The sequence below is a fragment of the Methylobacillus caricis genome, assembly GCF_020532705.1.
Taxonomy (GTDB): Bacteria; Pseudomonadota; Gammaproteobacteria; order Burkholderiales; family Methylophilaceae; genus Methylobacillus; species Methylobacillus caricis.
In genome coordinates, this window is sequence record NZ_JAJAVD010000004.1 from 94124 (window position 1) to 106474 (window position 12351).

Sequence of the window (12351 nt, forward strand, 5' to 3'; positions counted from 1 at the left end):
TGCGATTAGCGAGGCTACGGATAGAATTGGTCGAGACAATCACCAACCCAGAACATATCATGCTTTTAAGCCGTTTCCGCCATTCCATTACACCGCAGTATTTGGCAGTACTCAGTGAGGTGCCGTTGTTCTCAGGCCTTAACCGGCATGAACTGGATACCCTGAACAACCTCCTGCATCAGCGGACATATGTGCGTGACGAGATCATCTTTGACCAGGATGAAGAAGGACAGGCCATTTACTTCATTCTATCCGGCAAGGTACGTGTATCTGTGGAAGGTCAAATTCTCTCCACGCTTGAAGCAGGCCAGTTCTTTGGTGAGCGTGCCCTGCTGGAAAACGTGCCCAGGTCATCCCAAGTAAGGGCACTGGAAAATTGTGTCATTGCCGTATTATTCAGGGAGGACTTCCTGCATTTATTGCATACCTACCCTCAAATTGCGTCCACCATTACCCAGCACTGCAGTCTGAGGCGTACCCAGTATCCGGAAGCAGAAGACAAGGTCGCAGCTCCCCCACTACTGGCCAATGTGAACAGCGGACCCGGCCCGGTGGCATGGGCTGGGATCATCGCCTCAACCTGCCTGCTATTGCTGATTTTCAAAAAGATATTATGGCTGGTAGTGCCTTTCCTGCTGGCCCTCATTCTTTACTATCTCCTGGCACCACTGGAAAAAAAGCTGGTATTGGCTGGTACCAGTCGTCATCTGGCTGCCATCATACTGAGTGGCGCTTTTCTGGTATTCACCATACTCGTGCTTTTGCTGGTGTATCCGCTTGTAGTGTCGAACGCGGCATCCTGGCAGGCAGGATTCATCCACTACTCCTCAGGTGGGGCGTCCCTGGCTGAACAGGTATTGGGCAGCCTGCAAGAGCAGTTCAGTTTTCTGCAATCAGCCCATTTTGGCAGCAATATCTACCAGCGTTTCACTGACTTTTCCGAGCATTTTTCTGATAAATACCTGGGCAAGGTCCTGACCGCCCTTGCAACATGGCTGCCTTCACTGCTGCTCACCCCAATCATCACTTTCTTCATGCTCAAGGACGGCGCCCATCTGAGAAAAATGCTGGGAGCTGCGGTCCCTAATGCCTTTTTTGAAAAAACCTTGTATTTGATCCATGCGGTAGACCAGACTGCCAGGCTCTATTTTGTCGGGCTCATGAAAATAACCCTGATTGATACCATACTCACCACGCTTGGCTTATGGGCCCTGGGCATTTCATCCCCGTTGATACTGGGACTGATTGTGGCAGTCTTGTGCTGGATCCCCTATCTTGGCCCGTTGCTGGGCTTCGCCATTGTGGCACTGGTGGCATCCACCGACATGCCCGGCAATATAGGCGTGATCTATAGCTTGGCTGCGCTGTTCATCCTGATCCGAATGCTGGATGACTTTTTTTTCCTGCCAGCCATTGTCGGACGCAGCCTGCGCATACACCCCTTGCTCACTATCATGATGTTCCTGATCGGCGAGGCAATTGCTGGCGTAGCCGGCCTAATGCTGGTCATCCCTATCTTGGGAGTCATCAGGATTCTGGGGGAGACTATGGAAATCATACTGAAAGACACCCGCTTGCAGGCGCGCCACCGCTATTCCGAGAAGTTGCGCTGGCGAGCCGCAACACGTGATCTTGAAAGATAGGTCATGCAAACAGTGATGCCACTCATGTACCTAAAGCAGTCACATGAACAAGAAGACGCTTTCGGCGGCCCTCCTGCCGCCTTGCCGGCAGGCTGCGCTGGCATCCATAGCCGCATCGGAATGATTGATGCTATGCGCCTCCAGGCAGCACGCAATGCAGCAACATCTGATCTTCAACCCTTCCGAATTTCGAGCATGCGCTGAAGCAACTCCTGAAGAAGCTGCTGATCTGGCGCGCTGAGCTGTTCGATGATCGGCGCCAGTGCCTGTTGCCCCTGGACACGCAGCCGCTTGACGAGCTTGGCCCCATCGCTCGTGAGAAAAACGTCTGTCGCCCTTCCATCCTCTTCGTTCGGCGCACGCGCTACCAGCCCTCTCTTTTCTGCTCGGGCGATAAGCCCCGACATCGTCTGCTTCTCTAACCCGAGGTAGCCAGCGAGTTCGGCCATTCGAGGGCGTCGATCCCACAGGATTCCCAAGACGCGGATCAGCGAGAGGGACAAGTCATTCTCGGCGCCAATCTTGTTGATCACGGCCATCGTGACAAAGGCAGTCGTCACAAGTGCATCGGCCAATCCTTCATCGGACACGGAGGCTTGCTTCATGGATATTTGCTTTTTCATAGTGGCTCCATCTTGACATAGTTCGTAATACGCATCAATAATAGATCGTATTGCGAACCTTATTAATCATATATCCCTTGAAGGAGAACCCCCTTGAAAGCTGCCGTCATCACCTCGTTCGACCAACCGCCGCACTACGGCAACTTCGCCGATCCTGTGTCAAAAGGGCCCGATGAAATGCTCGTCGAAGTGCTCGCGGCCGGCCTGCATCACGTCACTCGCGGCCAGGCTTCAGGCGTTCATTACTCCAGCAGCGGGGGGCTGCCGCTCGTCCCCGGTATCGATGGCGTCGGGCGCGGTACCGACGGCAGGTTGCGCTACTTCGTGCAGGGTCCCGGGCAGATCGGCACGATGGCCGACAGGACGGTGATCGAACTCGACCACAGCATCGAACTGCCGAGCGACAGCGACCCGGTGACGGTCGCGGGCGCGATGAATCCCGCGATGGCGTCCTGGCTCGCGCTGCGTTGCCGCGTGCCGTTTCAGAGCGGGCAGAAGGTGCTCATCCTCGGTGCCACCGGAAGCTCAGGAAGCATGGCCGTGCAGATCGCCCGGCACCTGGGCGCATCGCAGGTCATCGCCGCGGGTCGCGACGAGCGCAAGCTCACGAAACTGCCCGCGCTTGGCGCCTCTGAGATCGTGACGCTGGGGGATGCCCGGTTGGGTGCCCTCACGCGCGACGTGGATGTCGTGCTCGATTTCGTCTGGGGCGAGACCGCAGTGAAAACCATGGAGGCCATGCTCAAGCAGCGGGCAGATCGCAGCCTGCCGCTCACCTGGATACACGTCGGCTCGATGGCAGGTGAAGTCGCGGCCATCCCCGGCGCCTTCTTGCGCTCCGCGAATCTCCAGATCGTGGGCAGCGGGCACGGCTCGGTGTCGGGTCGCGAGATTCTCATGGAGTTGCCAGCGCTGGCGAAAGAGATCGTGCGTGGCACGTTCCGCATCGACGTGAAGGCCATGCCACTGCGCAATGTGGAGCAGGCGTGGGCCGAGGCAGCCCACGCGAGCGAGCGCATCGTTTTCACGCCATGACGACCCGTCCTCTGTCCTCCATAATCGCGTCCTGCGGGCTGATCCCGCTGTTGGCCGCGGCTATTGATCTGCTCGAAATTTGGCGCACGCCTTTGCCCCATGGATGACATCACATTACTGCGTTTCATCGCCTTGCCGGCGCAATGCCAGCAAGGCGAGTCGGAGATTGATATCCTGCTGTAAGAGGTGCCATTGTCGCAGCAGACTAAGGGGTTGCACGACGACCTCTACGACATGAGGTTTGCGCAGTCCGCCGAAGTGGGCGACGGTATCCTGGCCGAAGTGGCCTGGAGCGATCCGCGGCTATGCGAAGGCCAGGCTGGCAGGTCGCGCGCGTTCTTCGCACTGTGGACGCGGAACCTCTTGTCGCGGAAGAAGTGGCCTCACATGAACCTAATGTTGGCGCTGGTGGCGGCAGGATACTTCACGTTGCATGCACAGAACTACGGCGAGGCGGCTGAGGTGGTAAGGTTGATCCAGCACATGCTGAAAACGTTTATCGCACGAGATAAAGGATTCAGACCGGGAAAACGCCGTCAGCGTCTCAACGGGGAGCGGCGAATGCCCGCTCGGATACGCTAGAGACCACAGTGGCGCCGCTCTTATGTGGGTCCTAGCCTCCTTGAGTGGTACTGTCCGAAGGGCTAGCGAAATTACCCAAATACTTGTCTCATTATAGGCTTCAGGTAACCCGCCTACCTTACGAGAACGCTTGATAAACGTAATTTTTTATGACTACCAGCCCCAACGCGGCCCGTAGTACCCTCGCCCCCAATATGGGCCGAATCCTGGTCCCCAGAAGGGGTCATAATTGCGGTAGCGCCATTGATAATCACGGCGCAATTTTTCCTGTTCTATCAGCTTTTCCTTCTCACGCTTGTTCAGCTCTTCGGCAAAGCCATCCCGCAATGCCTGCTCACGTGTGGTATAGATATAATCCAGCACCTTGCTGCTGACTCCTTGCTTGCTGAGTTCCACGGCCTTGGACGGCGAGAGGTCGTAGCGCGAATTGCTTTCCTTGATTTTGGCAATAATATCGTCCGGGGTGCTGCCAGCCTTGGACAGGCGTACCAACTCGTCATAAGTAATATAAGGAGTAGGTTGTGGCATGAGCTTTTCAAGCTCCGCTGGCGATATGCGCTGAATCTGCGGCTCTCGTTGCTGTTGAGTAGTTGCACAACCCGATAACAGTATCAGGCTGCCGAGAGCTATTGCTGTGCTTACTTTCATCTTATCCTCCTGGCCATGTGCCAGATCAAAACTATAGCCAAACGGGCTTAAGGCTATGACCGCTAACTTCAACAGCAAATTCCCGGTTTTTCCATGCAGCGCTGAAAATATTTAAAAATACCGGATACAGGCATACGCCTGTATCCGGCCTTGTTGCCTGGTCAAGCCTTGGAAAACACCATGCGGCTACCCTTGAAATCCACATGCACCGTATCCTTGGCTGCAAAAGTACCGTTGAGGATTTCCTTCGCCAGGGGATTCTCGATCTCGGACTGGATAGCACGCTTTAGAGGGCGCGCGCCATAAACCGGATCAAACCCGGCATTGGCAATTTCACCCAGGGCAGCATCCGAAACCTCAAGCTGCATATCCATTGCCGCCAGTCGCTTAGCCAGGCTTTGCAACTGAATGCCCGCAATGGATTTTACGTGTGACTCGCCCAAGGAGTGGAATACCACGACTTCATCAATCCGGTTCACAAACTCCGGCCTGAAGTTGGCCTTCACTTCGCCCATGACCGCCAGCTTCACTACCTGGTAATCATCCCCTGCCATATTCTGTATCATCTGCGACCCCAGGTTTGAAGTCATGATGATGACAGTATTCTTGAAGTCCACAGTCCGGCCCTGGCCATCGGTCAAGCGACCATCATCCAGTACCTGCAGCAATACGTTGAACACATCGGGATGCGCTTTTTCCACTTCGTCCAGCAATATCACTGAATATGGCTTGCGCCGCACAGCTTCCGTCAGGTACCCCCCTTCTTCGTAGCCAACATAGCCCGGTGGAGCGCCGATCAGGCGAGCCACGGAATGCTTCTCCATGAATTCGCTCATGTCTATGCGGATCAGGTGATCTTCTGAATCAAACAAGAAGCCCGCCAGTGCCTTGGTCAACTCGGTCTTGCCTACGCCGGTAGGGCCCAGGAACAGGAATGATCCATAAGGCCTGTTGGGATCAGACAAGCCAGAACGGGAACGGCGAATGGCATCGCTCACCAAACGTACGGCCTCATCCTGCCCCACGACGCGTTCGTGCAGCTTGTCCTCCATATGCAGCAGCTTGTCACGCTCACCCTGCAGCATCTTGGAAACCGGGATGCCAGTCGCACGGGAGACCACCTCGGCAATCTCTTCTGCGCCAACCTGGGTGCGCAGCAAGCGGTTCTGCTTCTGCGCACCCTTTTCTTCCGCACTGGCGGCCTGCTTCAGCTCGTTTTCCAGCTGTGGCAACTTTCCATACTGCAGCTCGGAAACTTTTTGCCACTCACCCTTGCGGGTAGCTTCCTCTATCTGGAGCTTGACCTTCTCGATTTCCTCCTTGAGATGCTGGCTGCCCTGCACCTGGGCTTTTTCCGCCTTCCAGATTTCCTCCAGGTCGGCATATTCTTTCTCCAGGCGGCTGATCTCTTCCTCGATCAGGCCGAACCGCTTCTGCGAGGCTTCATCTTTTTCGCGGCGCACAGCCTCGCGCTCGATCTTGAGTTGGATCAACCGGCGCTCAAGCTTGTCCAGTTCTTCCGGTTTGGAGTCAATTTCCATCTTGATGCGGGATGCCGCTTCGTCTATCAGGTCAATCGCCTTGTCCGGCAAGAAACGGTCGGTGATGTAGCGATGGCTAAGCTCGGCTGCAGCCACTATCGCCGGATCGGTAATCTCGACGCCATGGTGCACCTCGTACTTTTCCTGCAGGCCGCGCAGGATGGCGATGGTGGCCTCCACGCTGGGTTCGTCCACCAGCACCTTCTGGAAGCGGCGCTCCAATGCAGCATCTTTCTCGATGTACTTGCGGTACTCGTCCAAGGTGGTCGCGCCGACACAATGCAATTCACCGCGGGCAAGGGCAGGCTTGAGCATGTTGCCGGCATCCATGGCGCCTTCCGCCTTGCCGGCTCCGACCATGGTATGGATTTCATCGATGAAGACGATAGTCTGTCCCTCATCCTGCGCCAGTTCCTTCAATACCGACTGCAGGCGCTCCTCAAACTCGCCGCGATATTTGGCGCCTGCCAGCAGGCTTGCCATATCCAGCACCAGCACGCGCTTGTTCTTGAGGGTTTCCGGCACCTCGCCATTGACGATGCGCTGGGCCAGGCCTTCCACAATCGCGGTCTTGCCTACACCGGGCTCGCCGATTAATACCGGATTGTTCTTGGTGCGGCGTTGCAGCACCTGGATGGTACGGCGGATTTCATCGTCGCGGCCTATCACGGGATCCAGCTTGCCGGAACGCGCGCGCTCGGTCAGGTCGACTGTGAACTTCTTCAGGGCCTCGCGGTTGCCTTCAGCTTCCTGGCTATTCACTGGATCGCTGCCACGTACGGCACTGACTGCCTGCTCAAGCGCCTGTTTGGTCAAACCATGGGTTTTAAGCAAGCGGCCCGTGTCGCCCTTGTCGTCAGCCAGGGCAAGCAGGAACATCTCGCTCGCAATATAGGCGTCGCCACGCTTTTGTGCATTTTTGTCCGTGACGTTAAGCAGGTTGTTGAGATCGCGTGAGATGGATATTTCACCACTATTTCCCTGCACCTGCGGCAAGTTGTTAACCGCAAGCTGCAATGCTGCCTTGAGCGGTACCAAGTTGGTACCAGCACGAGATAATAGGGAAGCAGTACCGCCGTCCTCCTGGCTTAGCAAGGCAAGCAAAAGATGCTGAGGCTCTATGCTGGGATTGTCGTGGCCGACCGCAATGCTTTGCGCATCGGCAATGGCTTGTTGGAATTTGGTTGTCAGTTTGTCGAAACGCATGGGATTGCCTTCCTTTGAATTATTTAACTAACCATAAGATGCGGGCGCTCTCTCTTAATTCAAGGCCGCCAGCAGAGTTGCCTGCCGGCTAATCAACGTATCGCCAGCCATCCAAAATGACAGGCCAATACTGTCCCATCCGCTAGCGCTTACTCCAAGAGCGGCCATCATCATCAGAAACCATCAGGTTTGGCATGGAAACATTATTGGCAAGCTCAAGCCAGCTCAGTGAGACACGGCTATCATTAGTCAGCAGCTCTACCTGCGTTACATCAGCAGTAGTCATGCGTTTGGGGGGAGACGACACCCAGGCCTCGCCATCCATACGGGCATAGAACAAGCCCTTGCGCATGCGCATCCAGGCCAGGTGCCAGCCCCAGTTTCCGCCGCGGGCAATCGCAAGAAGGGGGAAATGGCAACCGGCTGCCTGGCTGCCGCCATAAGTCACGCGGCGTATCCCCTGCAGGCGGCCTTCCAGCGAGGTTGCCATCACAAGATCGCGCGTACCATCGCTGAATGTATATTGCCAGAGGAATACCGGCTGGCCATTGGTGTCTCGCGTAGCGGCTACACGACAATTGCTGGGAATGCGGTCTGCCATCTGGCGCAGCTTGACATCATCCTGGCCATCGCCGGCAACTTCTGTCCCGGCATATGCTACAGATATGCCAATTAGAATCCCGATAATTCCAATAATCTGGTGTTTCATGTTTTCTCTGACTATTGAGAGCATGATGCGTGATTGAAATAATATTTATTGCTATTATCCGTGCATGATTCTTTTTAAGCAAAAGCGTCGACTGATCGCCCTGCTGTCGTGCATCGCTGTTTTCTTCAGCGCATTGGCGCCTGCGGTTTCTCACGCGCTGGCAGCCCATGGCGACCACCAGGCATGGATGGTGGTCTGCTCAGCTTCGGGCAGCAAGTATATGCCTTTGCCGCTGGAAACGGCAGCGCCTGCGAAGAAATCGCCTGAAAAATCCATGGATATGGCGCATTGCCTTTACTGCAGCATGCATGCACACACGCCTGCCTTCATTATCGGCAATGCGCCCAAGCTGCTCTCAGGCAACTTATCCTACGAACTGCCCGAACTCTACTATCATGCCCCGCAGCCGCTATTTGCATGGGCGTCCTCCAACCCCAGGGCTCCGCCGGCCAATTCCTGATTTCGCCTGAAACTTGGCCCCCGCCATCAAGCGGCACAGCCGCATGTGCCGAAAGCCATGTCTTATAGATAAAGAAATCCAGGAGTACTCAATGAAGTATCGCTACAAGCTATTACCGCTATATATCATGGCTGCATTCAACAGCCATGCCCATGCAGACCACGTCACCACCAAGAGCACTGATGGTGATTCCACAGTGACTGTAGGCGGCATCGTGGTCACTGGCAACCGCGCATCTTCATTGCCTGCACGCAGCATTCTTTCCTCGGTCGATGTTATCGGCAAAGATGCGATCGAGCACCAAGCGGTACAAAACAGCTGGCAACTGTTCTCACGCGCACCTGGAGTACAACTTACTGCATTCGGCATGGGAACTACTGGCGGGCAAATATCGTTCCGTGGCTTCAATGGCGAGAGGGAGCTCAATGCCGTCAAGCTCTTGATAGACGGCATTCCCAGCAACAGCAACGACGGCAACATGCCCTACCTGGATATGATCATGCCGCTGGACATCGAAGCGATCGAGGTTGTGCGCGGCACCAACGACCCGCGTTATGGGCTGCACAATATCGCCGGCAATGCGAATGTGGTCACGAAGATTGGCGGCAACTATGCCACGGCACGCGCGAGCTACGGCAGTTTCAATACACGTGAGTTGCAAACTGCGGTGGGTATAGAAAAGGACGGCTTCAGCCAGAATTACTTTGCGGCAGTACAAGAGTATCAAGGCTATAGGGACCACTCGGACTCGCGCAAAAGCTCAGTCGCAGGCAAGTGGTTTTATGATTCGGCAGATGGCCGTTTCCGCACCGGCCTGATCGCACGCCACTATGAACAGGATGCGCAGGAAGCTGGCTACCTGACCTATGCCCAATCCCGCGCCCAACCGCGCCAGTCCATGCCGCACAACAATACCGATGGCGGCGAACGCGAACTGAACCAGCTCAGCCTCCACTTCGACTGGAATATCAACGATAAGTTGTTCTGGTCAAACAAGGCCTATCTCAACACCATGAACGACCAGCGGTGGGTCAGGTTTTCCGTACTGGATACATCCCAGCAGGAACGCCTCTCCAAGGAAAACCACTCAGGCGCACTTTCCAGCCTGACGTGGAGGCCAGAAGTCAGCTTTCTGCATGGCTTTGCCCTGGAAAGCGGTTTCAGTGCCGAATGGCAGGACAATGAAAGCCGTCGCTACACTACCATCGCGCGCGAACGGCAGGCTATCACGCGAGATCAACGTTTTGAGCTTAATACTTACGGTACCTACCTACAGGCCATCATTCGTCCAACGGAAACCCTCAAAATAGTCCCTGCTTACCGGATAGATAAAATTTATGGCGACTTTACCAATCTCAGCACTGGAGCCAAAGCCGATGTCGAAGACTACGGAGCGATCCGGCAACCCAAGCTCAGTGCGGTCTATACACCTTCAGAACACTACAGTGTTTATGGCAACTGGGGGCGCAGTTTCCAGGTGGGCGTAGGCGCGGCCACTTACAAGACCAACCCTTTGGCTCCCGACATCCGGCCGTCTATCAACGACGGCTGGGAGTTTGGCGTCAAGCTCACCCCGGCTAGCTGGGTGGATGGGCGGATTGCCGTCTGGGAGCAAGAGGCGACCAACGAAGTGCGCCGCATACTCGGCAGCGCCAATAACGACTCGGAAAACATAGGCAAGACATTGCGGCGAGGTATAGACGTACAGGCTAATCTGCGACCTACAGACAAACTTGATATCTGGGCGAATCTTTCTGTGCAGCGCTCAGAAATCCTCAAACCCGGCAACACCGAGCTTAGCAACAAGGGCAACGAAATCGACCATGTACCGCGGCAACTCTATGGCCTAGGGGCAGATTATCGCGTACTGCCCACGCTCAAGCTCTCTGCCTGGGCCAATGGACAGGGTGACTATTATCTTGAACGGACCAATGCGCAAGGCAAGTTCGGCGGCTACTTCCTCATGAACCTGGGTGCGGTCTGGCAGGCACAAAAGAATATCAGCCTGGAGTTACAGGTACGCAATCTGGCCGACCGTTATTATGAGTATGCATACTGGGACTCAATCAATGGGCAAACCCTGCACTCGCCAGGCGAAGGGCGCGGAATCTACGGCTCAGTACGCCTCGACCTGTAAGCAACAAGGAAGCACACACATTGGAAGCATCCGCAGCCCCTGCCCCTGACTTGAAAATGCGCCGCCTATGGCTGGCGGTGCATCTCTACCTTGGCTTGTCGCTAGGGCTAATGTTTGTGTTGCTGGGCCTGACCGGCAGCTTCCTGGTGTTTTACACCAAGATAGACGGACTGCTCAACAACCATGTACAAATCGCGCAAAGTCAAAGCCAACTTTCCCCGCAGGCCATACTAGACAAACTCAAAGCCAGCTATCCTGAGAGGACAGCCGGATGGCGCATTGAGCTCCCAATGCAGCAGGATGACCCCGTCATGGCGCGCTACATGAAACCCTGGGAAACGCGTGAATCCCATTTCGCCCCGCTGGTCGTTACTCTGGACCCTGCCACCTTAAGCGTCACATCAAGCCGTTTATGGGGCACATTCGCCAGCACCTGGATTTACGACCTGCATTACACGTTGCTGCTGGACGCTACCGGCAAAACCATGGTGGCAATCGCCAGCATAGGCATTCTCATCTCGCTGTTATCCGGCATTTACCTCTGGTGGCCGCAGAGCGGCAACTTCCGTTCAGCGTTCAGCTATCGGCGCAACTCGCATGTATTCCGCCGTATTTACGACTGGCACAAGCTGAGTGGCATTTATGGATTGATATTGCTGCTGATGCTGACAGTCACAGGCATTATGCTGGAACGCCCCGACTGGTTTGAGGACATGTTGGGCGTGAAATCCGGCATGCAGCATATGGGCAGCATGCCGGCACCACCAGCGGGGGCAAAACCTGCCCGCAAGGCCAGCGTCAACCTGGATCAGATGGCACAAACAGCCCTGCGGCAATTCCCTGGTAGCGAGCTACGCTGGATATACACGCCTGACAGCGACCAAGACCAATACCAGTTCAGGCTATACCAGCAGGGCGAGCCCGGGCGCAGGTTCCCCAAGACGATAGTCTGGATCAATTACGACGGGGAATTAACCAATATACGCGACCATTTTGCCGATAATGCCGGCGACAAGATCATGAGCTGGCTGCACCCCCTCCACAACGGCGAGGCACTAGGGCTGGTCGGGCGCTGGATTGTCTTTGTCAGCGGGTTCCTGCCACTGATTCTGTTTATTACAGGCTTCCTGCGCTGGCGTCATAAAAAACGCGCCGCCAGAACCATCAATGACAAAAAACTCAGGGTACAGGTATCAATAAAAAAGGGCTGAGAACCAGCAAGGTCTCAGCCCTAGGCAGTCCATAACCAAGACTGTGATGAGGTATCCTTGAAAGCAGGATGTGGTCATCTTAATCAATTCACTTTGCAGCAGGAATGCGACATGTTGTCGCAGCCCGGTACAGCGAGCATCCATGGGCTTACAGCGACAGCACCCACTGCACCAGCGTCTTGATATCCTCATCCTTGACATGCACATTGGGCGGCATGGGCATTGCACCCCAGCTACCGCTGCCACCAGTCTTCACTTTATTGATCAGCCTGGCTTCAGCCTCTTTGTCGCCCTTGTATTTGGCAGCAATATCTTTATAGGATGGCCCTATCATTTTCTTTTCCACACCATGGCAGGCCAGACAGCCACTCTTCTGCGCCAGCGCCTCTGCCGGGGCAGCAGCGCTGGCAGCCTGGATGGTTATAAGGCAAATACTGCAGGCGCATAGCGCCTTTGATAAAGCATGCATACTTTCTCCTTGATCGGTTCTTATGTATCCCGTCAATCCGGGCTACCATGATTTTAAGGAGCGCCATGCATTTCAAGAATGTGGCAT

At 55.3% G+C, this 12351-nt stretch carries 11 protein-coding genes; 6 read left to right on the forward strand and 5 right to left on the reverse strand.

Annotated features, from left to right (window positions below):
• The first annotated feature begins 59 nt into the window (after positions 1-59).
• Positions 60-1643, forward strand: coding sequence for an AI-2E family transporter (locus LG200_RS10900; RefSeq protein ID WP_226757657.1), 1584 nt, complete (start codon positions 60-62; stop codon positions 1641-1643).
• A gap of 173 nt (positions 1644-1816) precedes the next feature.
• Here LG200_RS10900 and LG200_RS10905 read toward each other — a convergent pair whose 3' ends face one another.
• Positions 1817-2266 (reverse strand): MarR family winged helix-turn-helix transcriptional regulator, encoded by a 450-nt coding sequence (locus LG200_RS10905; RefSeq protein WP_226757658.1) that lies wholly within the window; start codon positions 2264-2266, stop codon positions 1817-1819.
• Between the two features lie 93 nt (positions 2267-2359).
• Here LG200_RS10905 and LG200_RS10910 point away from each other — a divergent pair, with 93 nt between their 5' ends.
• Positions 2360-3301, forward strand: a complete 942-nt coding sequence (locus LG200_RS10910) for a quinone oxidoreductase family protein (RefSeq protein WP_226757659.1) — start codon at positions 2360-2362, stop codon at positions 3299-3301.
• Positions 3302-3688: 387 nt separating this feature from the next.
• Complete coding sequence (locus tag LG200_RS10915; protein WP_226757660.1) at positions 3689-3883, forward strand: DUF2274 domain-containing protein; 195 nt, start codon at positions 3689-3691, stop codon at positions 3881-3883.
• 153 nt (positions 3884-4036) lie between these two features.
• On the opposite strand, the gene LG200_RS10920 is transcribed toward LG200_RS10915, so the two are convergent.
• The 3 genes from LG200_RS10920 to LG200_RS10930 form a co-directional block, all read right to left on the reverse strand.
• Complete coding sequence (locus tag LG200_RS10920) at positions 4037-4531, reverse strand: hypothetical protein (RefSeq protein WP_226757661.1); 495 nt, start codon at positions 4529-4531, stop codon at positions 4037-4039.
• A 161-nt stretch (positions 4532-4692) separates the two neighbouring features.
• Entirely contained in the window at positions 4693-7278 is a 2586-nt protein-coding gene (gene clpB, locus LG200_RS10925) for an ATP-dependent chaperone ClpB (RefSeq protein ID WP_226757662.1), read from the reverse strand.
• A 142-nt stretch (positions 7279-7420) separates the two neighbouring features.
• On the reverse strand, positions 7421-7987 hold the full coding sequence (locus tag LG200_RS10930; RefSeq protein ID WP_226757663.1) for a hypothetical protein: 567 nt from the start codon (positions 7985-7987) through the stop codon (positions 7421-7423).
• A 64-nt stretch (positions 7988-8051) separates the two neighbouring features.
• Here LG200_RS10930 and LG200_RS10935 point away from each other — a divergent pair, with 64 nt between their 5' ends.
• From LG200_RS10935 to LG200_RS10945, 3 genes are all read left to right on the forward strand, one after another.
• Complete coding sequence (locus LG200_RS10935) at positions 8052-8447, forward strand: DUF2946 domain-containing protein (RefSeq protein WP_226757664.1); 396 nt, start codon at positions 8052-8054, stop codon at positions 8445-8447.
• Positions 8448-8538: 91 nt separating this feature from the next.
• Positions 8539-10584 (forward strand): TonB-dependent receptor, encoded by a 2046-nt coding sequence (locus tag LG200_RS10940; RefSeq protein WP_226757665.1) that lies wholly within the window; start codon positions 8539-8541, stop codon positions 10582-10584.
• Positions 10585-10604: 20 nt separating this feature from the next.
• Positions 10605-11795 carry a PepSY-associated TM helix domain-containing protein gene (locus tag LG200_RS10945; RefSeq protein WP_226757666.1) on the forward strand — a complete coding sequence of 397 codons (1191 nt, stop codon included), beginning with the start codon at positions 10605-10607 and terminating at the stop codon, positions 11793-11795.
• Between the two features lie 148 nt (positions 11796-11943).
• On the opposite strand, the gene LG200_RS10950 is transcribed toward LG200_RS10945, so the two are convergent.
• Positions 11944-12264, reverse strand: coding sequence for a c-type cytochrome (locus tag LG200_RS10950; protein ID WP_226757667.1), 321 nt, complete (start codon positions 12262-12264; stop codon positions 11944-11946).
• Positions 12265-12351 lie beyond the last annotated feature (87 nt).

Excerpts from the sequence above, each read along its gene's own strand:
- LG200_RS10900 (WP_226757657.1), top strand. The coding sequence starts at position 60 with ATGCTTTTAAGCCGTTTCCGCCATTCCATTACACCGCAGTATTTGGCA.
- LG200_RS10905 (WP_226757658.1), bottom strand. The coding sequence starts at position 2,266 with ATGAAAAAGCAAATATCCATGAAGCAAGCCTCCGTGTCCGATGAAGGA.
- LG200_RS10915 (WP_226757660.1), top strand. The coding sequence starts at position 3,689 with ATGAACCTAATGTTGGCGCTGGTGGCGGCAGGATACTTCACGTTGCAT.
- LG200_RS10920 (WP_226757661.1), bottom strand. The coding sequence starts at position 4,531 with ATGAAAGTAAGCACAGCAATAGCTCTCGGCAGCCTGATACTGTTATCG.
- clpB (WP_226757662.1), bottom strand. The coding sequence starts at position 7,278 with ATGCGTTTCGACAAACTGACAACCAAATTCCAACAAGCCATTGCCGAT.
- LG200_RS10930 (WP_226757663.1), bottom strand. The coding sequence starts at position 7,987 with ATGAAACACCAGATTATTGGAATTATCGGGATTCTAATTGGCATATCT.
- LG200_RS10935 (WP_226757664.1), top strand. The coding sequence starts at position 8,052 with ATGATTCTTTTTAAGCAAAAGCGTCGACTGATCGCCCTGCTGTCGTGC.
- LG200_RS10940 (WP_226757665.1), top strand. The coding sequence starts at position 8,539 with ATGAAGTATCGCTACAAGCTATTACCGCTATATATCATGGCTGCATTC.
- LG200_RS10950 (WP_226757667.1), bottom strand. The coding sequence starts at position 12,264 with ATGCATGCTTTATCAAAGGCGCTATGCGCCTGCAGTATTTGCCTTATA.